Below are 25,120 nucleotides of genomic sequence, written 5' to 3'. Positions count from 1 at the left end.
GGCTCACCGGGACGTCGCCGGCCTCGGTATGCGCGAGCAGGCCGCCCGTGGTGTCGCTGCGCAGTTCCAGAACGGCGTCGACGGCGAGCAGGAAACCCCGGTGCACGCGGGTGAAACCCGTTCCCTCCCAATACTCTTCGAGCCGGGAGATGGGCATCCGCGTGACGTGGACCCCGGACTTCGTGTGCAGCCGGACGTAGTCGCCGTGCGCCTCCACGAACTGGACGTCGTCGCGCCGGACGTACCGCGTGCGCCCGCCGGACTCGACCGGCAGCGCGGACATCGCGTCCGGCGCCGGCTTCGGCTCGTCGGCCTGGTTGCCCACCATCCGGACCACTTTGGACAGTGCGGCGGAGAGCCGCTCGGCGCGGACGGGTTTGAGCAGGTAGTCGACGGCGCCGATCCCGTAGGCCGCCACGGCGTGGCCGTCGTGCGCGGTGACGAACACGATCACCGGCGGTTCGTTGAGCCGGGCCAGCAGCGAGGCGAGTTCGAGCCCGTCGAGGCCGGGCATGGAGATGTCCAGGAAGACGGCGTCGAAGTGGCTGCCCTGCAACATCTTCAGTGCGTTGAGCGCGTCTCCTGCCGCGACGACCTCGGTCACCTCCGGGGCCTCGCGCAGCAGGCTGCACAGCTCGTCGAGGGCGGGCGGGACGTCGTCGACCGCCAGCACCCGCAGCCCGTTCGTCACGGCAGCACCCCCGGCTGGAATCGGGGCACGCGCACCACGACCCGGGTGCCCGCGCCGACCTCGGTCTCGATCGTCAGGCCGTACCAGGGCCCGTAGACGTTGCGCAGTCGCCTGTCCACATTGGCCAGACCGACGCCGCCGTCGTCGCCGCGACCGGCCAGGATCGCCGCCGCCCGCGCGGGGTCCATCCCGATCCCGTCGTCCTCGACGCTGATCACGCAGTCGTTCCCTTCCGCCATTCCCTGTACCTGGATGAAGCCCGCCTCGGACCTCGGCTCGATCCCGTGCCGGATCGCGTTCTCCACCAACGGTTCCAGCACGAGATACGGCACCGCGACGGCCAGCACCTCCGGCGCCACCCGAACCTGGACTCGCAGCCGTTCGCCGAGCACCGCGCGCTGCAACGCCAAGTAGGTCTCGACGGCGCGGAACTCCTCGGCGACCATCGTGTACTCGCCGTGCCGCGCGAGGCTGTAGCGGGTGTACTCGGCGAAGTCGAGCATCAGGTCGCGCGCGCGATCCGGGTCGGAGCGGACCAGCGACGAGATCACGGTGAGCGCGTTGTAGACGAAGTGCGGGGAGATCTCGGCGCGCAACGCACGCAGTTCCGCCTCCGCCGCCTGTTCGGCCGACGCTTCCAGACGTCCGCGTTCGAGCGCGTGGACCACGAGGTCGGCGGCCTGGCGGGCCAGGGCGGTCTTGCTTTCGGTGACCAGGAGGACCCCGGCCAGTTCGTCGTGGACGTGCAGCGGCAACGCCAGCAGTCCGGGCTCGGACACCGGCGTCTCGGAATGGAGGACCTCGTCCAGGGCGGCGATGACGATGTCGTCGGCGGCGGGACGGCCGGACCAGATCAGCGAGCCGGAGAGATCGGTCAGCCCCAGGCCCGGCACCCCGAACAGACGGCGGAGACCGTGCGTGGCGTGACGGACGCGGGGACCGGCGAGGCCGTCCATCAGATCGTCGGAGACGCGCTGGGCCGCGGCGAGCACCGGCACCGGATCCGCGCTCGCGGCGGTGCGCCAAGGCAGACGGGTGGTCATCGGCCTCCTCCGCGTCGTCGAGGGCTAGATCCTAACGTCGGTACGTGGTTTCGGCGGTTACGCTCCGGGCATGGTCCCTGGGGATGCTGTCGTGCTCCGCCTCGACGTCGTGATGCGCCGGCTCGCGCTGGCGGGTCTCGTGGTCTTCGGCGTGGGCGGTGTCGTGCTGCTGTTCTCGCAGACCCTGTACGGAGTGCTGTTCGGCCTGCTCAGCGTGGGTTTCGCGGGGTTGGTCCTTCTTGGACTCCGCCGGTCGGCCGCTTCTCTGGTGATTTCCGCTTCGGGGTTCTCGGTGGCGGATCGGTTCGAGGTCCGGTGGACCGAGGTCACGCTGGTGCGCGTATACCGGGAGAAGCGGCGGGTGGGACGGTGGATGCACTGGTGGCATTACCGGCTCTCGTGGACCGCCGATTCCGGGCCGGATTTCCTACGGGAGGGTGACGAGTACGCGTACGCGCTGGGTCACCTGGGTGGGGGTGCTGCGCTCTACGCGGCTCTCGGTCGTTTCGCTCCCGCTGGGGTGGTCGAGCTGCGGGAGTGAGTGCCTGCGGGCCGCTTCTGACAAAGTCCGTGAAGGCCTCCTTGAGGGACCTAGGGTCCCTCAAGGAGGCCTTCACGGACTTTTCACCAACACGACCCCTTCCTCTCACGCGAGGGGAGCTGATCGAGTTGCGGGAGTGAGCGGGTACCCAGGCGCTCAGGGACCGCGATCAGCAGCTCTGCTTGTAGAAGTACTGCGCGTTAGCGTCCATGTTCGCCTTCGTGATGGAGTGCAGCGAAGCGGTCAGGTTGCGCGTGACCGGCTTGCCCTCCAGGGCCGCGATGGCCTGCTGCACGCCCTGCTGCCCGATGGCGGCCGGGTCCTGAGCGATGAGGCCCTGGTACTCGCCCTTCTTCAGGCCCTCGATCTCCGACGGCGACGCGTCGAAGCCGATCAGGTTGACGGCGCCGATCTTGCCCGCGTTCCGCAGACCGGTCGCGGCGCCCTCACCGGTGTTGAGGTTGGTCGCGAAGATGCCGATCAGGTCCGGGGTGGACGCCAGGGCGGCGGTCACCTTGGACGCGGCCTGGTCGGGTTCGTTCTGGGTGAACTGCACGCCCGCCGACTTCAGGTTGGGGTAGTTCTTCAGCTCGTCCTCGAAGCCCTTCGCGCGGGTGTTCGTGGTCGAGGTGCCCGCGATGGTGTCGAGCACCAGCACCGAGCCGGTCTTGCCCGCGGCCAGTTCCGACATCGTCTTCGCGGCGAGCTTGCCGCCTTCGGCGTTGTCCGACGAGATGGACGACTCCGCCACGCTGGTGTCCTTCAGCGCGGTGTCGACCTCGATGACCTTCGCGCCGCGGGTCTTGACCTGCTGGATCGGCGCGAGCATCGCCTGCGCGTCGGTCGGCGCGATGAGCAGCGCGGCGGGCGGGTTGGAGCCCAGGGCGTTGACGAGCTGGGTCTGCATGGCGGCGTCGAACTTCTGCGGCGCCTGCGTGGTGATCTCGTAGCCGGCCTTCTTGGCCTCGGCCTCGGCACCGCACTGCATCGAGATGTAGAACGGCTCGGCCTGCACACCCGGGATCAGCGACAGCTTCTTGTTGTTGGTCTTGGCGGCGGAGTCACCGGAGGGCGACTCGCCGACCGTTCCGCCACCGCAGGCGGTCAGCAGGAGGACGGCGGACACGGCGGCACCGGTGGCGAGCAGGGTCTTCTTCATGGGGATAGCACCTCTTTGTGCGTAGGGAACTTAGCGAGAGTTGCGGCGACGACGGCGCCGCTGGTCGAACCAGACCGCGGCGATCAGCACCGCGCCGACCGCGATCATCTGCCAGAAGTCCTGGACCTGCGTGATGTTGAAGCCCTTCTTCAGCACGGCCGGGATGAACACGCCGATCACCGTGCCCAGTACCGAACCGACGCCGCCGAAGAGGCTCGTGCCGCCCATCACGGTGGCGGCGATGGCGTTGAGGTTGTCGGTGGTGTGCGCCGAAATCGTGGTCGACGCGTAGTACGCCAGCGACAGGAACCCGGCGACACCGGCGAGGAAACCGGTGAGCGTATACACCTTCAGCAGGTGCGCGGTCACGCCGATGCCCGCCCGGCGCGCGCCCTCGGCGTTGGAGCCGACGGCGAAGGTGTAGCGGCCGAATTTGGTGGTGTGCAGAAGCCACGCGCCGATGAGCGTGATCACCACGGCCACCAGCACCAGGTTCGGCACGCCGCCGAAGGAGGTGCCGTAGCCGAGCGTCTTGTTGAGCTCGGTCGGCACGCTGCGCACGTCGGACCCGTTGTTCAGCAGGTACGCGGCACCGAGTGCGGCACCCATCGTGCCGAGGGTGACGATCAGCGGCGGGATGTTGGCCACCGCGATCAGGAAACCGTTGACGAGGCCCCAGATCGTGCCCGCGACGACGGCCGCCACGAGCCCGGCGGTGATGACGCCCCAGCCGGCCTTGGTCGCGTCGCCGTCCGGGCTCAGCGCCTCCATCGTCTTGCCTGCCACCATGCCCGCGAAGATCAGCACGGAACCGACCGAGAGGTCGATGCCCGAAGTGATGATCACGAACGTCATGCCGACCGAGAGCACCAGCAGCACCGAGGTTTCGATGAGCAGCGTCTGGAAGGTGAACAGGGTCGCGAACTCGGCGGGGGCGATCGCGGTGAACACGATGATCAGCGCCAGCAGCACCAGCGCGATCCAGAACGTGTTGGCCCCGATCAGCCGCTGGCCGATCGAACGCTTGCCGAAGCCACCGTCCACAGAGGTCTGGATCTCGGGGTCGTTCTTCGTGGGTGTGGACACGGTCACGCCGCCTCCTCTTGTACCAAGGCCCCGGTCATCGCGGCGACCAGGTCTTCGAGCTTCGTGCCGTCGCCCTCGAACCGGGCGACGCGCTTGCCGAGCCGCAGCACCTCGATGCGGTCGGCCACCGAAAGCACTTCGGGCATGTTGTGGCTGATGAGGACGACGGCGATGCCCTTGTCCCGCACCTTCTTGATCACGTCGAGCACGCGTTCGCGCTGTACGACGCCGAGCGCGGCGGTCGGCTCGTCCATGAACACGACCTTCGAGGCCCAGACGACCGAACGCGCGACGGCGACGCTCTGCCGCTGTCCACCGGACAGCGAGCCGATCGGGACGTCGGTGCTCTGCAGGGTCACGCCGAGCCGCTGGAACTCCTCCACGGCTTGGCGGCGCATCTCCGCCTTGTCGAGCATGCCGAGTTTGCCGAGGATCCCCTTGCGGTGGATTTCCCGGCCCAGGAACAGGTTCGCGGCCGGGTCGAGTTCCGGCGCGACCGCGAGGTCCTGGTACACCGTCTCGATCCCCATCCGCCGGGCGGTGGTGGGGGAGTCCAGGTGCGCCTCGGTACCGTCGAGCAGGATCTTGCCCGACGTCGGCTGCTCCGCGCCGGACAGGCATTTGACCAAAGTGGACTTCCCTGCGCCGTTGTCGCCGATCAGCGCGGTGACCTCACCGGCCCGCGCCTGGAACGACGCGCCGCGCAGCGCTTCCACCGAGCCGTACCGTTTGACCAGGTTCTGTGCGTCGAGCAGGAGTTCGCTCACGACCGCTCCCTTTTCTCCGGTGCCGGCGGCCTGCAGCGGATGACCGTGACGTCGCCCTCCACCTCTGCCTGGCCGGCGTCGTGCGGGACCACGTAGGTCTCGCCCTTGCGCAGTGCGTACTCGCCGCCGTGTTCGGTGCGGAGCGTGCCCGAACCGTCCATGACGACCAGCACCGCGAACGAAGGGTCGAGTGACAACGTTGTCGTCCCACCGGAAACAGCCGGGCGGAGCTGATCGGCGCGGAAGAACGCGTCACTGCCGTCGGCGAGCAGGTCCACAGTGGACCCGTTGTCGCCCGCGGTGCGCTTGACGATCGAGCCGAGCCGCTCTTCGTCCCAGCCCGAGGTATCGAGCGTTTCGATGGCGGTTTCGAACCCGATCCCGAGGTGCGCCTTCTCCGGGTTCGCCAGGAAGTCGCGCCATTCCAGGGTCAGCGAGAAGTCGGTCGGCTGCTGGAGTTCGACGACGAACACGCCCTCGCCGATCGCGTGCGGCAGCCCGGCCGGGATGTAGACCGTGTCGCCGGGGGTGACCGCGACGCTGTTCAGCGCCTCCAGCATCGCCGGGGCGTCCTGCGTGCGGGCCCATTCGTTGACCGTCGTCTTGTCGACGGTCTCCTTGAACCCCGGGTAGACGCGCGGGTCGTCGCCGTAGGTGCCGACCACGATCCACGCCTCGGTCTTGCCGAAGTGCGAATCGAAGTGCCGCTTCGCGAACGAGTCCGACGGGTGGAAGTGCACCGGCAGGCGCTGGCCGGCGTCGAGCAGCTTCACCAGCAGGCCGGTCGAGTCGCCGAGCGCTTCGACGTGCTTGGCGCCGAGCCACGCGGACGGGTTCTCGCGGACGGCGTCGCGCAGCCAGACCCCGTCGGGGAGTTTGGTCAGGCCGTTCGTCTCCTGGCCGAACATCGTGGTGGCCGAGCCGACCCAGTCCTCGGGTCCGAACTTGGACTCGGAGGTGGCGCCCCGCAGCGCGGCGATGGCGTCGCCGCCGCGGTAGAACTGCGGCGGCTGGTTCGCCGGCAGGCGGATCGGTTCGAGGTGACCGCTCATGAAGGCGCGACCTCCCCGGAACCACGGGCTACGAGATGCACGGGCAGAACTACCTTTCTCGGTGCGGATTGATCTCCCTGGACGCGGGCGAACAGCAGTTCCGCCGCCGCCCGGCCCAGCGCGCTCACGTCGTGCGCGATCACGGAGACCGGCGGATCCAGCAGATCCGCCAGTTCGAAGTCGTCGAAGCTGATCATCGCGGGCCGCTTTTCGGCGTGCGCGAGCGCGCGCAGCAGGTGGACGGCGACCCGGTTGTTGCCCGCGATCACGGCGGTCGCGGGCGTGGCGCCGGTGAGCAGACGGCGGACGGCGTCGCCGACCCCCTCGGCCGTCGGCGTCCGCATCACGACGAGGCTCTCGTCGTAGGGGATCCCGTTGCGGACACAGCCTTCCCGGAAGCCGCGCAGCCGCTCGCCCGCGGTGAAGATGTCCGGGCTGTCGGCGAGGAACGCGATCCGCCGATGGCCGTGTTTCGCGAGGTGGGCGACCGCTTCGATGGTGCCGCCGATGTTGTCGACGAGCACCGTGTCGGCCACGATGTCACCGGCAGGCCGGTCGAGGAACACCACGGGCGTGCCGGCGCGCATCTCGGGCACCAGGTAGCCGTGCTGCATCCCGGCGGGGACGACGAGGATGCCGTCGACCCGGCGGGAGCAGAACTCGAGGACCAGTTCGCGTTCGCGGTCGGAGTTCTCCTCCGAGGACCCGGTCAGCACCTGGCGGCCGAACGACGTCGCGATGCGTTCGACGGCGCGGTTCAGCTCCGAGTAGAAGGGGTTCCCGACGTCTTCGACGATCAGGCCGATCGTCCCGGTCGTCGAGCCGCGCCGCAGGTTCCGCGCGCCGAGGTTGCGCCGGAACCCGAGCTGCTCGATCGCCGCCATGACGCGCTCGGCCGTGTCCGGATGGACGGCCGGCTCGTCGTTCACTACCCGCGAGACGGTTTTGATGCTCACGCCCGCGAGCCGGGCCACGTCGCTCATCGTGGCCCGCCGGCTGGTGGTGCGGTGGCCGTTGTCCGGTCCGCTGGAAGACAACGTTGTCATAGTGGCGGGAATTGAACGCGAGCGACGCGGTGATGTCAATGCCCGGTTTACCGCGGAGACGCTTTCCGAGTTCGAACCGTTACGGCCCGGCGGCCGCGATACTGGGGGTATGAGCGAGTTCTACCGGCCGGTGCCCGCGGGGCTGGCGCTCAGCGAGCCGTTCGCGCCCGCCCGTCCCGCGGATTGGCCGGGCACGGAATCGAGGAGGTGGGAGCCGCTGCTGCGCGCGTTCGTCACGCCCGGCGAGGTGCGGCTGATCATCGAGACCGTCGCCGGGCCGGGGACGACCGGCCGGGTGCGGCTGCTGGTCGACGGCGAGTGGCTGGCCACCGAGCTGGGTGCGAGCGAGGACGTGTCCCGCGAGGTCGTCGAGCTGGACGTCGAGGGCGACCTGACGGAGATCGTGCTGGAGGGGCTGCGGCAGTCGGGGAGTGGCTCGGTCCGCGTCGCGGCGTTCGTGCTGCCGCTGTCTTGAACTGGACAGGGTTTGGCGGACCTCTTGACCGGATGGTCTGTTCTTGTCGAAGGTGGGCAGGCAGCGACAACGTTGTCAGGAGGCGGCCTTCTCATGCCTGCACGTACTTCGACCCGCGTCGCCGGGTTGCTCACCGCGCTTGTCCTTCCCGCCGGGCTCCTCACGCCCGTCGCGGCGGCGGCACCCGGTGGCGACCCCGTGGACGCGGTCAACACCTTCATCGGCACCAAGGACGACGGCAACACCTTCCCCGGCGCTTCGGCGCCTTTCGGGATGACGCAGGTGAGCCCCATTTCCACGCATTACGCCGGATATCGCTACGACGACACCGCGATCCGCGGCTTCGGGCATTTCTTCCTGTCCGGCGCGGGGTGCTGGGAGCAGGGCGGCCTCGTGTCGTCCCTGCCCACCACCGGCGCGGTCGGTCCCGGCGCGGCGTTCGACACGACCAGACCCGACACCTTCGACCACAAGAAGTACGCCTCGCCGTACACGCACGAAGGCGAGGTCGGGAAACCCGGCTACTACAAGGTGAAGCTCACCGGATACGGCGGCGTCGACGCGGAGACCACCGCGACCACGCGGACCGGCGTCGAGCGCTACACCTTCGCGAAATCCGCGGACTCGAACGTTTTCGTCAACGTCGGGCAGGCGAACGACAAGGAACCCGTGACGGCGAGCCAGATCCGCGTCGTCGGGGACCGGACGGTCGAAGGAATGGTGGAGTCGCAGGCGTTCTGCGGCGGGAAGCCGTACAAGACCTGGTTCACCACGACGTTCGACAAGCCGTTCAAATCCTTCGGCACCTGGTCGCCGACCGGCGGCACCCCGGGCTCGAAGGAGTCCGCCGGTGGCGAGGGTCTGCGCGGCGCCTGGCTGACCTTCGGCGAGGGGCAGGTCACCTCGACGACGGCGATTTCCCATGTGGACGCTTTCGGCGCCCGGCTCAACCTGGCCGCGGAGAAGGGGCGTTCGTTCGACGCGGTCCGCGACGGCGCTCAGCGCGCCTGGCGCAAGGAACTGTCCTCAGTGGACATCAAGGGTGGGGCCAAGGACGACCGCACGGTCTTCTACACCTCGCTCTACCACGCGCTGCTGCAGCCGCTGACCGGCAACGACGCCGACGGCCGCTACCGCGGGTTCGACGACAAGATCCATCGCGCGCTGGGCTGGACCTACTACGAGTTCTTCTCGCTGTGGGACACGTATCGCACCCAGAACCAGTTGCTCGCACTTCTGCGTCCGGCTCGCGCGAAGGACGTCGCGAAGTCCGTGCTCGCCATCCACGACCAGGGTGGCTGGCTGCCGCGCTGGGCGTACGCGAACCAGGAGACGAACACGATGACCGGCGACCCGGTCACGCCGTTCCTGGTCGACCTGTGGCGGTTCGGCGCGTTGTCCGGACAGGAGTTGAAGGCGTACCAGGCGCTTCTGCGGAACTCGCGGGAGATCCCGCCCGCGTCGTCGCCGTTCCAGGGACGTTCCGGCAACGCGAGCTACCAGAAGGACGGTTTCGTCCAGTACGACACCGACTTCCCGAAGAAGGGGCAGGACACCGACCCGAACCACGGCGCTTCGGCCACTTTGGAGTACGCGCTCGCCGACTGCTCACTGTCCATCATGGCCGACGCGCTCGGTAAGAAGGCGGACGCGAAAGCCTTGGCGGACAAGGCCCGCTCGTACGGGACGCTGTGGGATCCGAGTGTGACCGACCGCGGCTTCACCGGGTTCTACCGGCCCAAGGTCGAAGGCGGCGCGTGGTTCAGCCCGGAGGGCAAGCCGTTCGACCCGCAGAGCCAGGACGGGTTCCACGAGGGCACGTCGTGGCAGTACCAGTGGCTGACGCAGCAGGACGTCCCCGGTCTGGTCGAACGCATGGGCGGCAAGGAGAACGTCGGCAAACGGCTCGACGACTTCTTCGCCTACGGGGATCTGTTGAAGGACCCGGCGAAGACCGTGCGCGAGGAATGGGTCGTCGGCCCGTACAACTACTACAACCAGTTCCGCTACAACCCGAACAACGAGCCGGATCTGCACTCGCCCTGGATGTACACGCTGACCGGGCAGCCGTGGAAGACGTCGGCCGTGGTGCGCGCGGCGCATACGTTGTTCACCAACGCGCCCAACGGTGTCACCGGGAACGACGACCTCGGGACCATGTCGGCGTGGTACGTCTTCAGCGCGCTCGGCCTCTACCCGGCGGTGCCGGGCACCGGGCAGTTCGTGCTGAACGCGCCGAGGTTCGAGAAGTCGGTGGTGCATCTGGAGAACGGCCGCGACATCACGATCAAGGCCGACGGCGCGGACCCGTCGAAGCTCCAGTACGTCCAAGGGCTGGGATCCGGCTCGCAGCGGGCTTACGTCGGCCTCGAACAACTGACGCGGGGGACCACAGTGGACTTCCGGCTCACTGACGACGCCGCGAAGGCGACGTGGGCGACCGGGCCCGAAGGCGCGCCGAAATCCCCGTGCGCCGGGTGATCCGAGTGGTTTAGACCGGTTCTGACCGGGGGTCGTGAGAAGCATCACGGCCCCCGGTGTTCCGGTGAGCGCCGTCACGCCTCACACTGGTCTTACCACGTCCGACAGCGCTGTTGACGTCCCTGGCGAGTCCGCCTTGGACAGTGCTCGTCGGACGTAGTCATGTAGACACACGTAGTGGTGAGACCCCACAGGAGGAGAAAGTGTCCAGCAAGGCCGCTCTAGTATTCCGCGTGGCCGCGGTAGCCGAAGCCCTCTCCTGGGCCGGGCTGCTGGTCGGGATGTTCCTCAAGTACGCCGTCAAGCTCGGCGAGGGCGGCGTTCCCGTCCTCGGCATGGTGCACGGTGTCGTGTTCGTCCTCTACGTGCTGGTCTCCCTCTCCGTGGCGAAGCCGCTCGGCTGGCGCCCGAAGACCCTGATCCTCGCGCTGCTCTCCAGCCTCCCGCCGCTGTTCACCTGGCTGTTCGAGTCCTGGGCGCTGCGCAACGGCAAGCTCGACGGCCCGCAGCGGCTGTCGCACGGCGGGGTCGGCCTGTTCGTCGGCAAGACGCCGGAACCCGCCGCCGCCTGATCTCCGGTTCCCCGCGAAAAGGCCCCCGTCCGCTGGATGGGGGCCTTTTCAGTGCTCGCGGCCTATTCGGTGAAGTCGCCGGTGGCCTTGCGGACCTTCGTGAGGAGATCGGTCAGCTGCTCGGTCTGCTTCCCGGTGAGCCCGGTCAGCCCGAAGTCGATCTCGGTGACCGCCGCGGTGGCCTCTTCGCGGCGCGCACGACCGAGGTCGGTGATCTCGACCAGGGTGGTCCGGCGGTCGGTGGGATGCGGGACGCGTTTGACCAGACCGTCCTTTTCGAGCCTGTCGACGATGTTCGTGACGCTCGTCGGGTGGAGCTGCAGCCGCTCGCCCATCACGCGCATCGGCAGGTGGGACGCGCGGGCGAAGGTCAGCAGGACCAGCGCCTCGTACCGGGCGAAGGTCAGCCCGTGCGGTTTCAACGCGCCGTCCACAGCCGACTGGATGATCTGCTGCACGCGCATGATCCCGGTCACCGCGGCCATGGTTTCGGACGGCCCGATGCGGGCCTCCCACAGCTGCGCCGCGCGGGCGATCGGGTCGAACGGCAACGGACGGCTCATGGCGATCGAAGTTACCAGCGGGTACCCGTGCCACGCCGCACGACCGGGTGTTATGCGTGGGAAAAGCGTCTGAACGAGGAGCAGAAGATGATCGTGGCCTTCAGTGTCAGCCCGTCCGCCGCCGAAGAGGACGGCGGTGTCAGCGAGGCCGTCGCCCGCGCCGTGAAGGTGGTGCGCGAGTCCGGCCTGCCCAATTCGACCAACGCCATGTTCACCAATATCGAGGGTTCCTGGGACGAGGTCATGGACGTCGTCAAACGTGCCGTCGAGGCCGCCGGCGAGGGCTCGTCACGGGTCGGGCTGGTGCTCAAGGCCGACATCCGGCCGGGCTACGAAGGCCAGCTGACCGCGAAGGTGGAGCGCGTCGAGAAGCATCTGGGCGCTTAGGGCAGGGGCGGCGTGAACGACACCAGCCACAACTCGTCCTTCACCGCGATCGCCACCGGGTAGCCGAACGGGCTGCCGTCACCCAGTTTCCCGCTGACGGTCGCCGAGGTCGGCGTGACGTCGTCCGGCGCGAATTTCACCGTGACGTCGTGGGCGCCGCGGCCCACCAGCGTGTCGATGTAGGACTTCGCGAAATCGCCCGCCGACGCGGGCGGGTAGTCGATGAGTTCGGAGAGGGCCTCGGAGTCGTGCCGGTTGAGCGCGGCGGCGAGGTCCTCCCTGAGCTGCCCCGGACTGCCGACGCCGGGGTCGGGCTGATGAGCGATCAACACCGTGATGACGCTCACCCAAACGACGGCGACGGCGATGGCGACGGCCACCGTTGCCGTCCTGCGTGTCGGAATGTCGATCACCCCCTCGCAGCGAGCCTGCCGGAACGGGCCCGTCCTGCCAAGCGGGCAGCCGGGGGCACCTGCGGTGAAACGCGCGGGGATGCGTGCCAGGATGGAACCGTGACACACCCACGCGGATCAGCAGCGAAGTCGGCGGCCCTGTCCGCCGCGCTTTCCGGCGCGGTCGACCTTTCCGCGCTCAAGGCACGTGCCGAAGCGCCTCAGAAACAGCCCCCGGCGCCACCCCGGCCCCCGTCCGACGGTGCCGCGCCCGGCCCCGCGCCGGCCGCGGGCGGTGCCGTGATCGAGGTCACCGAAGCCACTTTCCAGGCCGAAGTCGTCGAACGATCCATGCAGCAGCTGGTCGTCGTCGACCTGTGGGCCGAATGGTGCGGGCCCTGCAAGCAGCTCAGCCCGGTGCTGGAGCGCCTCGCCGCCGAGTCCGGCGGCGCCTGGGTGCTCGCCAAGGTGGACGTCGACGCCAACCCGCGTATCGCGCAGCTCTTCGGCGCGCAGTCGATCCCGACGGTCATCGCCATCGGCGGCGGCCAGCCGGTCGACGCGTTCTCGGGTGCCCTGCCCGAACCCGAGATCCGCAAATGGCTCGGGTCGCTGCTGGACGCGCTGCGCGACCGGCTGCCCGGCATCCAGGCCGCCGAGCAGAACGGCGGCGGCGTCGAACAGCCCGAGGACCCGCGCTTCACCGAGGCCGAGGAGGCCTTCGAACGCGGTGATTTCGCCGCGGCGCAGGAGGCCTACGAGCGCATCCTCGACGTCGAGCCGGCGAACGAGGAGGCCAAGACCGCCCTCGCGCAGGTCAAGTTCACCGCGCGTGCCGAGGCCGCCGGACCGGACGCGATCGCGAAGGCCGACGCCGACCCGTCCGACCTGGACGCCCAGCTCGCCGCCGCCGACCTCGAGGTCGCCGGTCAGGAGCCCGAAGCGGGCTTCGCGCGGCTGATCGGTGTCGTGCGCCGCACCGCGGGCGACGACCGCAACAAGGCGCGGGAGCACCTCGTGGCGCTGTTCGAACTGTTCGACCCGGTGGACGAGCGGGTCATGAAGGCGCGGCGGGACCTCGCGAGCGCTCTGTACTGAGGTTCGGCGGGCTCTGTTCGCCACCCCCGGACGCTATGAACGGCCCGTTACTTGCAAAATTTGCAAGTAACGGGCCGTTCATGGCACTTCAGGGAGTCGTGACCGGACCGATCAGCCGTACTGCGTCGAGCAGACCGAGGAGCTCTCCAGGTAGCCCTTCCGCAGTGCTTCGATCCGCTCGAAGCCGTTGTCGACGCGCTTGCCGTTGACGTCGGCCGAGACGAGGCTCTCCGGGCTCAGCAGGTCGGAAATGGCCTCGTCGAGGTCACCGGCCGAGAGCCGCAGCGTCGCGCCGGGCACAGAGCTGGCCTTCGCCCACGCGCCCACCAGGCAGGCGGTGCGCAGGCCGGCGTTCGGGTTGTCGATCGACGCGCCGACACCCTTCTGGATGCCCATCGCGTAGCGGGACGCGATTTCCGAGAACGCGGCGAAGTCGCCCTTGCCCTCGCTGTGCCCGCTTTCCCATTCCGCCTGCTGGTCGACCGGCTGGGCGAGTTCGCGCAGCTTGGCCATGTCGATGCTGACGGTGTTGTTCGACGGGCAGTACGACGCGGGCGGGGTGCTGGGGCCACCGGAGCAGCTGCCGTTGCCGTCTTCGGTGATCTCCGGGCCGGGGACGCCGGCGCCCTTGAAGGCCTCGTCGAGGCTCTTCTTCAGGATCCCGATGATCTCGGCGTCGAGCTTCGCGTCGCCCTTGCCCTTGTCACCCTTGTCGAACGGGCGCTCGGTGATGCGCGCCTTGATGTTCTCCTCGTTCATCGCCGCGCATTCCTTGGGGCCCTTCTCGAAGCCGACCTGGAACGCGTACGTGCGGTCGAACGCCGTGCCGTGCGCGCCCTGTTTGGTCGCGCTCGTGCCCGCCTGGTCGCGGATCAGGAACAGCGACGCCATGACCTGGTTGAGGCCTTCGGACGTCGAGACGCGGTAGAACTTGCTCTTGTCCTCGGCGACCCAGCGGAAGTAGCCACCGGCGAAGCAGTCGGCCTGCTGCTCCTTGACGATCGACGGGGTGTTCTTCTTGATGCTGGCCTTCTCGCCCAGCCGGTACTGCACGGCGTGCCCGAGCTCGTGCGCGAGTACGACGGCTCCCGCCATCTTCCCGAACCGCTCCCGCAACATCGGCAGCAGCACGCCTCGGTCCCACGCCACCAGATCGCCCGGCGGGCAGTAGAACGCGTTGACGAGCTTCTTGACACTGCCGCATTCGGTCTCTTCGTCGTCCGTCTTCGCGCTGTAGGACAACAGACCCTTCAGCGGCTCGTACTGCTGGCCGAAGTCGCGCGGCATGACCTCGGCCCAGTAGGTCTGCGAGTCGGCGATCGCGGCGATGGCGAGCTGGTCGTCTTCGGAGCCGTCCTCGTTGCGGACCTGCAGGTCCGGCTTGGGCGCGTCCGGCTTCAGCCCGCTTTCGAAGTGGGTGACCGGCAGCCCCGCGATGTCCCCGGCGCCCGGCTGGCTGCCCTGCTTGCCCGCCGACGAGCCGCCCTTGTCGTTGCACGCGCTCAGCCCGAGGGCCAGCACCGCCACGATCGCGATCAGAGCCGGGCGACGTATGCCCCGCACTCCCCCTTGGATCATGTTCACTCGCTTGTCGTCAGGGCCCCGACCTGGGCCGCGTACACCGGCAAGCACGGACCCTACCCAGCGCTTATGGCCCGCGTGCAGGTAATCCCCGAAGTGGGTCTTGAGCGGGGTGGGGTCCCGGCCGATATGGTCGCTCCTCATGAGAGCAGTCCGCCGGTTCACCGTCCGCGCGAGCCTGCCGGAGTCCCTCGCCGGCCTGGGTGACCTCGCCACGAATCTGCGCTGGACCTGGCACCCGCCCACGCGCGACCTGTTCGCGTCGATGGACGCGGAGCTGTTCAACCGCGTCCGCGACCCGCTGCGGATGCTCACCGCCCTGCCGCCCGCCCGGCTCGACGAGCTGGCCGTGGACGACACCTTCCTCGCCCGCGCCCGCGAGGCGGTCGCCGATCTGGACCGCTACCTCGCCGAGCCGCGCTGGTATCAGAAACAGGCCGACGCCGAGCTGCCGTCGGCCGTCGCGTACTTCTCGATGGAGTTCGGCGTCACCGAGGCGCTGCCGAACTACTCGGGTGGTCTCGGCGTGCTGGCCGGCGATCACCTCAAGGCGGCGTCGGATCTCGGCGTGCCGATGGTCGGTGTCGGGCTGCTCTACCGCGCCGGATACTTCCGGCAGGCGCTGTCGCTCGACGGCTGGCAGGTCGAGCACTACCCGGTGATCGACCCCAACGCCTTCCCGCTGGAACTGCTGACCGACGGCGGGAAACCGGTGCTGGTCGAGGTCGCGATGCCCGCCGGGCGGACGTTGTACGCGCAGATCTGGAAGGCCCGCGTCGGCCGGATCCCGTTGCTGCTGCTGGACACCGACACCGAGGCCAACGACGAAGACCTGCGCGCCGTCACGGACAGGCTGTACGGCGGCGACGCCGACCATCGCATCCGGCAGGAGATCCTGTCCGGGATCGGCGGCTTCCGCGCGGTGCGCCGCTACTGCGAGCTGACCGGGCATCCACAACCGAAGGTGTTCCACACCAACGAGGGACACGCCGGTTTCCTCGGGCTGGAGCGCGCTCGCGAGATCATCCAGGCCGACGGGCTGGCGTTCGACGAGGCCCTGCCCGCCGTCCGCGCGGGCACCGTGTTCACCACGCACACGCCGGTGAGCGCGGGGATCGACCGATTCCCGGTCGACCTCGTCCAGCGGTACTTCACCGACGGCAGGTTGGTCCCGGACGTCGACCCGCGCCGCGTGCTGGCGCTCGGCGCCGAGGACAACCCGGGCCTGTTCAACATGGCGCATATGGGTTTGCGGCTCGCGCAGCGCGCGAACGGCGTCTCGGCGCTGCACGGCCGGGTGTCGCGGCGGATGTTCTCCCGGCTGTGGCCGGGTTTCGACTTCGACGAGGTGCCGGTCTCCTCGGTCACCAACGGTGTCCACGGGCCGACCTGGGTGGCGCGTGAGCTGAGCGCGCTCCTCGGCCGCAACCACGAGGAGTGGGGGCTCGACGGCCACCAGGGCAAACCACTGCGTGAGGGCGTCAGCGACGAGCAGCTTTGGGCGCTGCGCCGGGAACTGCGCGAGAAGCTGGTCGCCGAGGTGCGGCGCCGGGTGCGGGCCGCGTGGATGCAGCGCGGCGCGTCGGCGCTCGAACTCGGCTGGACCGACACCGTCTTCGATCCGGACGTCCTGACCGTCGGCTTCGCGCGCCGCGTGCCGACGTACAAGCGGCTCACGCTGATGCTGCGCGACCCGGAGCGCTTGCGCGCGCTGCTGCTGGACGAGCGGCGCCCCATCCAGCTCGTCGTCGCGGGCAAATCGCATCCGGCCGACGAGGGCGGCAAGCAGCTGATCCAGCAGATCGTCCGGTTCGTCGACGATCCCGAGGTCCGGCGCCGCATCGTCTTCCTGCCGGACTACGACATGTCCATGGCGCGCTATCTCTACCGAGGCTGCGACGTCTGGCTGAACACGCCGGTGCGGCAGCTGGAGGCGTGCGGGACGTCGGGGATGAAGTCGGCGCTCAACGGCGGGCTCAACCTGTCCATCCGGGACGGCTGGTGGGACGAGTGCTACGACGGCAGCAACGGCTGGGCGATCCCGACCGCGGACGGCGTCACCGACCCGCTGCGGCGTGACGAACTGGAGGCCGCGGCGCTCTACGACCTGCTGGGTCACCAGATCGCGCCGCTGTTCTACGACCGTGATCCCGGCGGTGTGCCCGGCGGCTGGCTGTCGATGGTGTGGCACACGCTGGAGACGACGGGGCCGCGCGTGCAGGCGTCGCGGATGGTGCGGGAGTACGTCGAGTCGGGCTACCTGCCCGCGTCGCGGATGGTCGCGGAGGCGACGGGCGACGCCTACCGCGGCGCGCTGTCCCTGGCCGACTACCGGACCAAACTCGACGTCGCGTGGCCGCGGGTGCGGATCTTCGACACCGAACTGCTCGTCGAGGACGCCGCGCCGATGGTCACCGGCACCGAGGTGACCATCCGGGCGCGGATCGACCTCGCCGGCCTCGACCCGTCCGAAGTGGACGTCCAGGCCGTGGTCGGGAAGGTCGGCGACGGGGACGAGCTGAGCGACCCCGTCACCGTCCCCATGTCCGGCGACGGGATCGGCGCGTTCGCCGCGCGGCTGAAGCTGCCGCACCCGGGCTCCATCGGCTACACGGTCCGGGTGCTGCCGAAGCACCGTCTACTCGCGACGCCGGCGGAACTCGCGCGCGTCGTCCACGCTTAGGGCCCGGGGCGCGGCAGAGGCCGGTGCGCCGAGACGTACTCGGCGAGTTTCGCGTGCTCCCAGCACACCTGGGCGAGCCTCACGAGTTCGGCCTCGCGCCGCCGGTGCCATCGGCTCAGGACCAGACCCGTCACCCCGGCTCCGACCACCATCGCCAGCACGACGATCACGGCGAGTTCCATTCCGCACTCCTTGATTCGGGCCGCGTCGATCACGGCCGGTACTACGACGCTAAGTGCGGTGATCGTCTTCGCGCACGGCCGTTCGCGCCTTGGTCAGGAAGTGGTCATGGGACGTACGTACGGTTTATTTTGGTCACCAGTTGGTCAATGGCGAGTCGTTGTCAAGCCGGTGGCGAACAAACGACAAAACTGATCTTCGTGATTGGCCGAAGAATGACAAAAACCCAGGTGAAACCCACTTTGTCAGATCTGACAATGTGGGAATCCCGGCGGTTTCCGCGTATTCAGGGTCGGCTCTCGTCCTGAATTGCGGTCGAATAGGATCTTCGTTCTTGAGGTCGCATAGGGGAGGAATAGTGACTTCGGCGAAGGAAACGAAAATGTCGCGCAGAGCCAAGGATCGGCTGCATCACATCCATGCCCGCGCCGGGATCCGGCAGGACGCGCTCGGCCGTGCGCTCGGCCCCGAACTGCGTGCCATCTGGGGTATCGCCGACGACGCCGAACCGGGCCGGGTGCGGGAGATCGTCCTCTTGCGACTGAACCGCGTCCTCGGCCAGTTCGCCGACCCGCTCATGCCCGAGATCGTCTGGACCGCCTACAACCTCGGCGTGGATCCGGAGGACGCCGACGCGGGTATGGTCGGCAGGCTCAAGGCCATGGTCCGCCGCGGCCGGGTCAAGGTTTCCGAACGCACCTGCACCCGCCGGTTCTACGAATTCCTCGCGGGAGTCAAAAACAGTCTCGACGGTTTTCAAGAGGACTTCACCGGGAAGGACTTCGAACTCGCCTCGAAGTGGCTGGCCGGGAATGTCCGGCCGGGACCCGACGAGCCCGCTCCCGACGCGATTCCCGACGGGTTGTCCACCGCCATCCGAGGGCTGCGCGATCCCGTGCCCTCGGTCATGCGGATGTTCCTGGACGGCCGGGTCCACGGCCCCTCGGACGGCTCCGGCGGCCCGCTCGTGGCCGGTCTCGGCGCCCACGGCGACTGGTTCTGCGTCTTCACCGACGAACGGCTGCTGGTGGCCTACCGCCAGGCCACCAGGGCGGGCTGGGCGAGAAGTGGCCGCTGGTCCGGGCGTGAGGTCGTGCGCGCCGCCGCGGGCCGGATCAGGCCGACCGGGGTCCTGGTCAATCCGAGTCCGGTGCGCGGTTCGGGGATCGACGCGGCCCTGCCGCTCCCGCCGGCGGAGATCGCGCGGCTCGCCCTCGACCGACGGCCGCCGCACGAGGACGCCGGACATGGCTGACTTCGAAGCCGTCCCCGCGCGGCTGACGCGGGCAGGACACCAGGTCAAGGACCTCGTGGAGATCTTCACGAGACAGCCCGCGCTGGGGTTCAGGGCCACGGCGAGCGAAGCCGGGGATCCCGTGCTCACAAAGGCGCTGGGGAGCTTCCAGCAGGCTTCGGCGCACAGCATCGCCGTGCTCGCCGAAGACGCGCGGAGACTCGGTGACCGGCTGGACGAGGCCGCGCGCCGCTACCTGCTGATCGAGGAAGAGGCGCTCGACAACGTCGGGATGATCGAACCCGCGGAAAGTAACGTTCCCCCGGCGGTCGCCGTCTTCGACACCAACGTCATCAAGGCCGTTCTCGGCTGACCGGACAGGACAGGTGATGGAGCCGGAACAGCCGGACGGCGCGAGTCCGCCGTGGACGGCGGGGACGATCAGCGTCCTCAGAAGCGAGGCGGAACGCGTGCGCGCGCTCTCCCGCTCCCTGGAGGACTTCGCGGTCGACCTGCGCCAGGTCGACCCCGGGGCTTGGTCCGGCCGGGCGCACGACGCGTTCGCCGGACGGCGTACCAAGCTGGCGGCCCGGTGCCGCGAGGTCGCGGAGACCCACGCGAGCGCGGCGCGGGCGTTGGACGACTACGTCGCCGTCCTGGAGCAGCTGACCAGGAGCGCGCAGTACGCGACGGACTCTTCGCTGGTGCAACGGCTGGCGAGCCAGCGAGGTGAAGCGGCCGCGCGGGCGTCGCTCGCCTTGACCGAGGCGAGCGACGAACTGTCCACCTTGCGCGAGACGCTCGACGACCTCGACCAGGCCCGTGCTCCGCGGCTCGCCCCGGCATCGCCGTCGCCGACCCCGAAGCCTGAGCCGGCCTTCGCTCCGCCGGAGTCCGGTCTGGTCCTGGGGCAGGTCCTGACGAACCGTGTCGAGTTCGACCGAGGACTCCAGCAACTCAGCGACGCGATGTTGCTTCACTGGTGTCGCGACTGACGTCTCACGGGACGGCGGGGGTTCCGCCCTCCCGGATCGGGAGGCCCGCCGAACGCCACGCCCGGAACCCGCCTTCGAGGTCGGTCGCGCCGGGCAGCCCGAGACGTTGCAGGTCGGCGGCGGCCAGACTCGACGAGTACCCCTCGTTGCACACCACGATCACCGTCGAGTCCGGTTTCACCTCCGGCAGCCGCCACTCGCTGTCCGGCGCGAGCCGCCATTCGAGGTGGATCCGCTCGACGACCACCGAGCCCGGGATCTCGCCCTCTTCCCACCGGTTGACATGCGGCCGGATGTCCACGATCAAGGCGCCGTCGCGTTGTAGCCGCTGGGCCCGCGCGGGCTCCGCCCGGTCCAGTCCGGACCGGGCGGCGGCCAGCAGTTCGTCGATGGCGGTCATGCGCCCAGTATCGGGGCCAGCGAGGGGATCTCGGCGGGAACGTCGGCGAGCGTGACGTATTCACGGGTCGCGACCAGCGGCGGCGAGTAGGCGTGGACGCTGGCGGCGGGTTCGGTGCCGATCCCGGTCACCTGGTGCGCGCGCCCCGCGCCGAAGCCGATGCCTTCGCCCGCGACGTGCGTGCGGCGCCGGACCGGGCCGCCGGGGTAGCGGTACTCCTCGCCGAGTTCGCCCTGCAGCACGGTGAACGAACCGGACGCGCCGCCGTGGTCGTGCGGTTTGGTCTGCTGGCCGGGCAGCCACGACAGCAGCCACAGCTCGACGCCGTCGGTCAGCGCGAGCCGCGCCCACCACCGGCGGTCCTCGTCGAACCGCAGCAGGCCGCGCAGGCCGGAGGTCAGCTCGGTGGTGACGGTGGAGGTCAGATCGGCCAGTTCCCGGGGTGTCCAGAGCAGCCGCTCGGGATGCAGCAGTTCAGGGAGCAGCGGGTCGATCAGCTGCGGGTGGATCTCGATGTCCTGGTGAGGCGAGAGGGACGTGGTCACCGTAAGGCTCCTCGTGAAAGGTTCGCGGGCTCGGAAGCAGGGGCCGAACACGGCGCGACACGGGGCCACGGCACACGAGAGAGGTGCCGGTGAAAGGGAAGACTCAGCCGTGTCGCGCGGTGGTACACCCGGACGAGGCGACGAGGAGCAGGTCGATCGTCCGACGGCGCCAGAAAGAGCCCCCGATGACGGGGAAGGCGGCGGACACGGACCTGATCACGCCTTCGATCGTGCCACAGCCGTGACCCGCGTGGTTATTCCAGGGAGCTCTGTCCCACTCCCTGGACCAGCCGCTTTCCGAAGACCGGCGGCCCGGTGCACACGCGCGCGCGTGTGCGGACACAATGGGCGCGTGAGCGAGCCGATCCAGCCCAGCGAACTTGACGACCTCGTGGTGAGGATGACCGGTGTCGGGGTCCGCCGAACAGGCAACGACCTCCTCGCCGACCTCGACTGGACCGTGGAACTGGACGAGCGCTGGGTGGTGCTCGGCCCGAACGGCGCGGGCAAGACCACCCTGCTCCGGCTGGCCGCGGCCGAACTCCACCCGACCTCGGGAACGGTCGACCTGCTCGGCGACCGGATCGGCAAGGTCAACATCTTCGAGCTGCGCCCGCGGATCGGGTTCACCTCGGCCGCGATCGCCCAGCGCGTGCCCGGCGAGGAACGCGTCCTCGACGTCGTGGTGAGCGCCGGATACGCCGTCGTCGGCCGCTGGCGTGAGGAATACGACAGCCTCGACACCGACCGCGCCCGGGAACTGCTGACCGCGCTCGGCATCCCGCATCTGGCGGACCGCACGTTCGGCACGTTGTCGGAGGGCGAGCGCAAGCGGACCCTGATCGCGCGGTCGCTGATGACCGACCCGGAGATGCTGCTGCTCGACGAACCCGCCGCCGGTCTCGACCTCGGCGGCCGTGAGGACCTGGTCGCGCGCCTGTCCGAACTGGCCCTCGACCCGGAGGCCCCGGCCATGGTGCTCGTCACCCACCACGTGGAAGAAATCCCGCCGGGGTTCACCCACGCGCTGCTCCTGCGCGACGGCCGCGCGGTCGCTTCCGGCCTCGTCGACGACGTCGTGACCAGCGACAACCTGTCCAAGACGTTCGACCAGGACCTTCTGCTCGAACGGTCCGGTGATCGCTTCTTCGCCCGTCGCCGCTGACCTGTCGTACTGACCGGTAGCCTGCACTCTGTCTTGGACGGTTAAGGAGGACGGCGTGGGAGAGTTCGTAAGCCTGGAGGTCGAAGGCGGGGTCGGCACGATCCGGCTGGACCGCCCGCCGGTCAACGCGCTGAACAACCAGGTGCAGGCCGAACTGGCCGAGGCGGCGCGTGAGGCGTCCGAGCGCGACGACGTGCGCGCCGTGATCCTCTACGGCGGCGAGAAGACCTTCGCGGGCGGCGCGGACATCAAGGAGATGGCCGAGCGCACCTACCCGGAGATCGCGAAGTTCGGCGCGGCGCTCACGGCGTCGCTGGCCACCATCGCGAACATCCCGAAGCCGGTCGTCGCGGCCATCACCGGCTACGCGCTGGGCGGCGGCCTCGAACTCGCGCTGACCGCCGACCGCCGGATCGCCGGCGACAACGTCAAGGTCGGCCAGCCGGAGATCCAGCTCGGCGTCATCCCCGGAGCGGGCGGCACGCAGCGCCTTGCGCGGCTCATCGGCCCGAGCAAGACCAAGGACCTCGTGTTCACCGGCCGGTTCGTCAAGGCCGAAGAGGCGCTGGCGCTGGGCATCCTCGACGAGGTCGTCGCGCCCGACGACGTCTACGCCGCCGCGCACAAGTGGGCCGCCCAGTTCGCCAACGGCCCGGCCGTGGCGCTGCGCGCCGCGAAGGCCGCGATCGACGGCGGTCTCGACACCGACCTCGCGAACGGACTCAAGCTCGAATCCCACCTGTTCGCCGCCCTGTGGGCGACCGAAGACCAGCGCAACGGCATGAAGTCGTTCATCGAGAACGGCCCTGGCAAGGCCACCTTCGAGGGGAAGTAGCGAAGTGACCCAGGTGAACGACCCCGCGCCGAACCCGCACGCCACCGCCGAAGAGGTCAAGGCCGCCTTCGGGGACCCCAAGCTCGCCAACGTGCTCTACCACGACTGGGAAGCCGGGACCTACGACGAGAAGTGGTCCATCTCGTACGACGAGCGCTGCATCTCCTACGCGACCGACGTGTTCAACGCCGTCGCCGGTGACGACGACGGCCAGCCGTACCCGACCGCGATGGAACTGGGCAGCGGCACCGGTTTCTTCCTGCTGAACCTGATGCAGGGCGGCGTGATCAAGAAGGGGTCGGTCACCGACCTCTCGCCCGGCATGGTCCAGGTCGCGCTGCGCAACGCCGAGAACCTCGGCCTCGACGTCGACGGCCGGGTCGCCGACGCCGAGCGCATCCCCTACGAGGACAACAGTTTCGATCTCGTCGTCGGACACGCCGTGCTGCACCACATCCCGGACGTCCGCGCGGCGTTCGCCGAGGTGCTGCGCGTGCTGAAGCCGGGCGGCCGGTTCGTGTTCGCGGGCGAGCCGACCAAGGTCGGTGACCTCTACGCCCGCAAGCTCGGCCAGTTCACCTGGTTCCTCACCACGAACCTGACCAAGCTGCCGGTGCTCAACGGCTGGCGTCGTCCGCAGGAGGAACTCGACGAGTCCTCGCGGGCGGCCGCGCTCGAAGCCGTGGTCGACATCCACACGTTCGACCCGTCCGACCTCGAGTCGATGGCACGGGGCGCCGGGGCGCAGGACGTCCGCGCGGTCACCGAAGAGTTCGCCGCCGCGCTGGCGGGCTGGCCGATCCGGACCTTCGAAGCCGCTGTGCCGCAGGAGAAACTGACTCTGCGCTGGCGTCTGTTCGCATACCGGCTCTGGCTGCGTCTGTCCGCTTTGGACAAGAAGCTGCTCGCCAAGGTGCTGCCGCGTGAGCTGTTCTACAACGTGATGATCACCGGTACCAAGCGATCCTAGGTTGCCGTATCAGTTCACCCTCGACGACGTCGCCTTCCTGCGCTCCGGCGCGGGAAGCGCGGCGATCGCCGAATGCTCGTCCCTGCCGCTGACCGACAAGACCCGTATCGCCGACGTCGCCGCCGTCCGCCGGATCGCTCCGGACCACGCGGCCGCGGTGCTGGAAACGGTGGTACTACGGCGGAAGTCGTCGTCCAAACTGGACTCGGCGGGTTCGTGGCTGTTCACCGGAGATGCCCTTCAGCAGGCGAGCGCCACCGCCGTCGCCCGGCACCGGGCCTCGCGGCTGGCAGGTCGCGACGTCCACGACGTGACGTGTTCCGTCGGCGCGGACCTCGTCGAGATCGCCCGCGTCGCCGCCCGGACGATAGGTTCGGATCTGGACGAGGTCCGGCTGGCGATGGCGCGGCACAACTGCGCCGAGGCCGGTGTTTCGCCGGTACTGATACGGGCGGACGCGGTGAAACCGGTCAGCCGGTCCTCCGTCGTCGTCGCCGATCCGGCTCGGCGTGACTCGGCAGGCCGGCGGGCCTGGAAGCCCGCTGATTTCCTGCCTCCGCTCGACGGCCTGGTCGAGGCCTACGCGGGGCGCGAACTCTCGGTCAAATGCGCGCCGGGCCTCGATTTCTCCATCGCGCCCTGGGCGGACGAGGTCGAACTGGTCTCTTTGGACGGTCAGGTCCGTGAGGCCTGCCTGTGGCGCGGCGTCGGATCCACCGTGTCGCGGCGCGCGACCGTGCTGCGTTCGGACGGTGCACAATGGTCGATCACCGACGCCGATTCCGACGATATCCCCGGTCGTGAGCCCGGTGAATGGATCATCGACCCCGACGGCGCCGTCGTCCGGGCGGGACTCGTGCGGCATTACGCCGCGCGGCACGGTTTGTGGCAGCTCGACGAGCGGATCGCGTACCTGACCGGAGACGTTCCGCCGCCCGGAATTCGGGCGTTCCGGGTGTTCGAGTACGGACCGTACAGTGAGAAGAATCTTCGCGTACTACTGAAAAAACACGATGTCGGGCGATTGGAGATCCTCGTCCGTGGTCTGGATATCGATCCGGATGCCTTGCGGCGCAAGCTAAAGCCGCGCGGCGGTGAAGAAGCGACTTTGGTACTGACCAGAATCGGCCGTTCTGGAGTAGCGTTCCTGTGCCGCGCACAGATCACGTGAGGAGTACT

Annotated in this window: 27 protein-coding genes; 14 read left to right on the top strand and 13 right to left on the bottom strand. The window is 69.1% G+C overall.

The features are described 5' to 3' along the window. Together H5J31_RS22470 and H5J31_RS22465 are read right to left on the bottom strand one after the other, a co-directional pair. The coding region (locus H5J31_RS22470; protein WP_181774605.1) for a LytR/AlgR family response regulator transcription factor at positions 1-691 on the bottom strand (691 nt) is incomplete at its 3' end. Next, positions 688-1,734 carry a sensor histidine kinase gene (locus H5J31_RS22465; RefSeq protein WP_181774604.1) on the bottom strand — a complete coding sequence of 349 codons (1,047 nt, stop codon included), beginning with the start codon at positions 1,732-1,734 and terminating at the stop codon, positions 688-690. The genes H5J31_RS22465 and H5J31_RS22470, both read right to left, overlap by 4 nt. A gap of 70 nt (positions 1,735-1,804) precedes the next feature. On the opposite strand from H5J31_RS22465, the gene H5J31_RS22460 reads away from it, so the two are divergent. Beyond that, a complete protein-coding gene (locus tag H5J31_RS22460) occupies positions 1,805-2,275 on the top strand; it encodes a hypothetical protein (protein ID WP_181774603.1) in 471 nt (156 codons plus the stop codon). A 169-nt stretch (positions 2,276-2,444) separates the two neighbouring features. On the opposite strand, the gene H5J31_RS22455 is transcribed toward H5J31_RS22460, so the two are convergent. The 5 genes from H5J31_RS22455 to H5J31_RS22435 are packed head-to-tail and all read right to left on the bottom strand — an operon-like array spanning position 2,445 to position 7,322. Then, positions 2,445-3,434 (bottom strand): ABC transporter substrate-binding protein, encoded by a 990-nt coding sequence (locus H5J31_RS22455; protein WP_181774602.1) that lies wholly within the window; start codon positions 3,432-3,434, stop codon positions 2,445-2,447. A gap of 30 nt (positions 3,435-3,464) precedes the next feature. Then, positions 3,465-4,526: an ABC transporter permease gene (locus H5J31_RS22450; protein ID WP_181774601.1), complete on the bottom strand. Its 1,062-nt coding sequence runs from the start codon at positions 4,524-4,526 to the stop codon at positions 3,465-3,467. Next, positions 4,523-5,287 (bottom strand): ATP-binding cassette domain-containing protein, encoded by a 765-nt coding sequence (locus H5J31_RS22445; RefSeq protein ID WP_181774600.1) that lies wholly within the window; start codon positions 5,285-5,287, stop codon positions 4,523-4,525. The genes H5J31_RS22450 and H5J31_RS22445 overlap by 4 nt, the downstream gene beginning before the upstream one ends. After that, the gene (locus tag H5J31_RS22440; protein ID WP_181774599.1) at positions 5,284-6,339 is read right to left on the bottom strand and encodes a class I mannose-6-phosphate isomerase; all 1,056 of its coding nucleotides are present in this window, start codon (positions 6,337-6,339) and stop codon (positions 5,284-5,286) included. Before H5J31_RS22440 ends, H5J31_RS22445 begins: the two co-directional genes overlap by 4 nt. Further along, positions 6,336-7,322 carry a LacI family DNA-binding transcriptional regulator gene (locus tag H5J31_RS22435; protein ID WP_181774609.1) on the bottom strand — a complete coding sequence of 329 codons (987 nt, stop codon included), beginning with the start codon at positions 7,320-7,322 and terminating at the stop codon, positions 6,336-6,338. Before H5J31_RS22435 ends, H5J31_RS22440 begins: the two co-directional genes overlap by 4 nt. Positions 7,323-7,494: 172 nt before the next feature. Here H5J31_RS22435 and H5J31_RS22430 point away from each other — a divergent pair, with 172 nt between their 5' ends. The 3 genes from H5J31_RS22430 to H5J31_RS22420 all read left to right on the top strand — a co-directional run bounded on the left by H5J31_RS22430 (position 7,495) and on the right by H5J31_RS22420 (position 10,913). Continuing rightward, positions 7,495-7,860: a hypothetical protein gene (locus H5J31_RS22430; RefSeq protein WP_181774598.1), complete on the top strand. Its 366-nt coding sequence runs from the start codon at positions 7,495-7,497 to the stop codon at positions 7,858-7,860. Between the two features lie 93 nt (positions 7,861-7,953). Next, positions 7,954-10,341 (top strand): GH92 family glycosyl hydrolase, encoded by a 2,388-nt coding sequence (locus H5J31_RS22425; RefSeq protein WP_181774597.1) that lies wholly within the window; start codon positions 7,954-7,956, stop codon positions 10,339-10,341. Between the two features lie 203 nt (positions 10,342-10,544). Further along, positions 10,545-10,913, top strand: a complete 369-nt coding sequence (locus H5J31_RS22420; protein ID WP_181774596.1) for a DUF3817 domain-containing protein — start codon at positions 10,545-10,547, stop codon at positions 10,911-10,913. A 62-nt stretch (positions 10,914-10,975) separates the two neighbouring features. Here H5J31_RS22420 and H5J31_RS22415 read toward each other — a convergent pair whose 3' ends face one another. After that, a complete protein-coding gene (locus tag H5J31_RS22415) occupies positions 10,976-11,476 on the bottom strand; it encodes a MarR family winged helix-turn-helix transcriptional regulator (protein ID WP_181774595.1) in 501 nt (166 codons plus the stop codon). Positions 11,477-11,563: 87 nt separating this feature from the next. Between H5J31_RS22415 and H5J31_RS22410 the strand changes: the two genes are divergently transcribed. Beyond that, positions 11,564-11,863 carry a thiamine-binding protein gene (locus H5J31_RS22410; protein WP_181774594.1) on the top strand — a complete coding sequence of 100 codons (300 nt, stop codon included), beginning with the start codon at positions 11,564-11,566 and terminating at the stop codon, positions 11,861-11,863. On the opposite strand, the gene H5J31_RS22405 is transcribed toward H5J31_RS22410, so the two are convergent. After that, a complete protein-coding gene (locus H5J31_RS22405) occupies positions 11,860-12,276 on the bottom strand; it encodes a hypothetical protein (protein WP_181774593.1) in 417 nt (138 codons plus the stop codon). The two genes, H5J31_RS22410 and H5J31_RS22405, sit on opposite strands and share 4 nt — an antisense overlap. 99 nt (positions 12,277-12,375) lie before the next feature. On the opposite strand from H5J31_RS22405, the gene H5J31_RS22400 reads away from it, so the two are divergent. Beyond that, a complete protein-coding gene (locus H5J31_RS22400; protein WP_181774592.1) occupies positions 12,376-13,353 on the top strand; it encodes a tetratricopeptide repeat protein in 978 nt (325 codons plus the stop codon). Positions 13,354-13,464: 111 nt separating this feature from the next. On the opposite strand, the gene H5J31_RS22395 is transcribed toward H5J31_RS22400, so the two are convergent. Next, positions 13,465-14,937 carry a neutral zinc metallopeptidase gene (locus tag H5J31_RS22395; RefSeq protein WP_181774591.1) on the bottom strand — a complete coding sequence of 491 codons (1,473 nt, stop codon included), beginning with the start codon at positions 14,935-14,937 and terminating at the stop codon, positions 13,465-13,467. Between the two features lie 139 nt (positions 14,938-15,076). Between H5J31_RS22395 and glgP the strand changes: the two genes are divergently transcribed. Then, positions 15,077-17,617 carry an alpha-glucan family phosphorylase gene (gene glgP, locus H5J31_RS22390; protein WP_181774590.1) on the top strand — a complete coding sequence of 847 codons (2,541 nt, stop codon included), beginning with the start codon at positions 15,077-15,079 and terminating at the stop codon, positions 17,615-17,617. Here glgP and H5J31_RS22385 read toward each other — a convergent pair. Continuing rightward, on the bottom strand, positions 17,614-17,799 hold the full coding sequence (locus tag H5J31_RS22385; protein ID WP_181774589.1) for a hypothetical protein: 186 nt from the start codon (positions 17,797-17,799) through the stop codon (positions 17,614-17,616). The genes glgP and H5J31_RS22385 overlap by 4 nt on opposite strands. A gap of 380 nt (positions 17,800-18,179) precedes the next feature. Between H5J31_RS22385 and H5J31_RS22380 the strand changes: the two genes are divergently transcribed. Genes H5J31_RS22380 through H5J31_RS22370 form a run of 3 tightly spaced genes read left to right on the top strand, consistent with a single transcriptional unit; the run spans position 18,180 to position 20,026 of the window. Further along, positions 18,180-19,052 (top strand): hypothetical protein, encoded by an 873-nt coding sequence (locus H5J31_RS22380; protein WP_207898459.1) that lies wholly within the window; start codon positions 18,180-18,182, stop codon positions 19,050-19,052. After that, complete coding sequence (locus H5J31_RS22375) at positions 19,045-19,404, top strand: hypothetical protein (protein ID WP_181774588.1); 360 nt, start codon at positions 19,045-19,047, stop codon at positions 19,402-19,404. Before H5J31_RS22380 ends, H5J31_RS22375 begins: the two co-directional genes overlap by 8 nt. 16 nt (positions 19,405-19,420) lie before the next feature. Further along, entirely contained in the window at positions 19,421-20,026 is a 606-nt protein-coding gene (locus H5J31_RS22370) for a putative T7SS-secreted protein (protein ID WP_181774587.1), read from the top strand. Positions 20,027-20,030: 4 nt separating this feature from the next. Here the strand turns inward: H5J31_RS22370 and H5J31_RS22365 are convergent, their stop codons facing one another. Together H5J31_RS22365 and H5J31_RS22360 are read right to left on the bottom strand one after the other, a co-directional pair. Beyond that, entirely contained in the window at positions 20,031-20,426 is a 396-nt protein-coding gene (locus H5J31_RS22365) for a rhodanese-like domain-containing protein (protein ID WP_181774586.1), read from the bottom strand. Next, complete coding sequence (locus H5J31_RS22360) at positions 20,423-20,971, bottom strand: cysteine dioxygenase (protein ID WP_181774585.1); 549 nt, start codon at positions 20,969-20,971, stop codon at positions 20,423-20,425. Before H5J31_RS22360 ends, H5J31_RS22365 begins: the two co-directional genes overlap by 4 nt. 352 nt (positions 20,972-21,323) lie before the next feature. Here H5J31_RS22360 and H5J31_RS22355 point away from each other — a divergent pair, with 352 nt between their 5' ends. From H5J31_RS22355 to H5J31_RS22340, 4 genes are read left to right on the top strand one after another with little or no spacing between them, the layout of a single operon-like run. After that, positions 21,324-22,136, top strand: a complete 813-nt coding sequence (locus H5J31_RS22355; RefSeq protein WP_181774584.1) for an ABC transporter ATP-binding protein — start codon at positions 21,324-21,326, stop codon at positions 22,134-22,136. A 55-nt stretch (positions 22,137-22,191) separates the two neighbouring features. Beyond that, entirely contained in the window at positions 22,192-22,971 is a 780-nt protein-coding gene (locus H5J31_RS22350; RefSeq protein WP_181774583.1) for an enoyl-CoA hydratase/isomerase family protein, read from the top strand. A gap of 4 nt (positions 22,972-22,975) precedes the next feature. Then, entirely contained in the window at positions 22,976-23,941 is a 966-nt protein-coding gene (locus H5J31_RS22345; protein ID WP_181774582.1) for a methyltransferase domain-containing protein, read from the top strand. Between the two features lies 1 nt (position 23,942). Continuing rightward, the gene (locus tag H5J31_RS22340) at positions 23,943-25,112 is read left to right on the top strand and encodes a class I SAM-dependent methyltransferase (protein WP_181774581.1); all 1,170 of its coding nucleotides are present in this window, start codon (positions 23,943-23,945) and stop codon (positions 25,110-25,112) included. The last annotated feature ends 8 nt before the right edge of the window (positions 25,113-25,120 follow it).

Origin of the sequence: Amycolatopsis pittospori, from assembly GCF_013870525.1 — a bacterium.
Taxonomy (GTDB): Bacteria; Actinomycetota; Actinomycetes; order Mycobacteriales; family Pseudonocardiaceae; genus Amycolatopsis; species Amycolatopsis pittospori.
The sequence above is the reverse complement of the archived record's forward strand: the minus strand, read 5'-3'. Positions and strand labels throughout refer to the sequence as shown.

Bases quoted from the DNA above. Each gene is read 5' to 3' on its own strand.
- H5J31_RS22465 (WP_181774604.1), bottom strand. From the start codon at position 1,734: ATGACCACCCGTCTGCCTTGGCGCACCGCCGCGAGCGCGGATCCGGTG.
- H5J31_RS22460 (WP_181774603.1), top strand. From the start codon at position 1,805: ATGGTCCCTGGGGATGCTGTCGTGCTCCGCCTCGACGTCGTGATGCGC.
- H5J31_RS22455 (WP_181774602.1), bottom strand. From the start codon at position 3,434: ATGAAGAAGACCCTGCTCGCCACCGGTGCCGCCGTGTCCGCCGTCCTC.
- H5J31_RS22440 (WP_181774599.1), bottom strand. From the start codon at position 6,339: ATGAGCGGTCACCTCGAACCGATCCGCCTGCCGGCGAACCAGCCGCCG.
- H5J31_RS22435 (WP_181774609.1), bottom strand. From the start codon at position 7,322: ATGAGCGACGTGGCCCGGCTCGCGGGCGTGAGCATCAAAACCGTCTCG.
- H5J31_RS22430 (WP_181774598.1), top strand. From the start codon at position 7,495: ATGAGCGAGTTCTACCGGCCGGTGCCCGCGGGGCTGGCGCTCAGCGAG.
- H5J31_RS22425 (WP_181774597.1), top strand. From the start codon at position 7,954: ATGCCTGCACGTACTTCGACCCGCGTCGCCGGGTTGCTCACCGCGCTT.
- H5J31_RS22415 (WP_181774595.1), bottom strand. From the start codon at position 11,476: ATGAGCCGTCCGTTGCCGTTCGACCCGATCGCCCGCGCGGCGCAGCTG.
- H5J31_RS22410 (WP_181774594.1), top strand. From the start codon at position 11,564: ATGATCGTGGCCTTCAGTGTCAGCCCGTCCGCCGCCGAAGAGGACGGC.
- glgP (WP_181774590.1), top strand. From the start codon at position 15,077: ATGAGAGCAGTCCGCCGGTTCACCGTCCGCGCGAGCCTGCCGGAGTCC.
- H5J31_RS22385 (WP_181774589.1), bottom strand. From the start codon at position 17,799: ATGGAACTCGCCGTGATCGTCGTGCTGGCGATGGTGGTCGGAGCCGGG.
- H5J31_RS22380 (WP_207898459.1), top strand. From the start codon at position 18,180: ATGTCGCGCAGAGCCAAGGATCGGCTGCATCACATCCATGCCCGCGCC.
- H5J31_RS22375 (WP_181774588.1), top strand. From the start codon at position 19,045: ATGGCTGACTTCGAAGCCGTCCCCGCGCGGCTGACGCGGGCAGGACAC.
- H5J31_RS22370 (WP_181774587.1), top strand. From the start codon at position 19,421: ATGGAGCCGGAACAGCCGGACGGCGCGAGTCCGCCGTGGACGGCGGGG.
- H5J31_RS22365 (WP_181774586.1), bottom strand. From the start codon at position 20,426: ATGACCGCCATCGACGAACTGCTGGCCGCCGCCCGGTCCGGACTGGAC.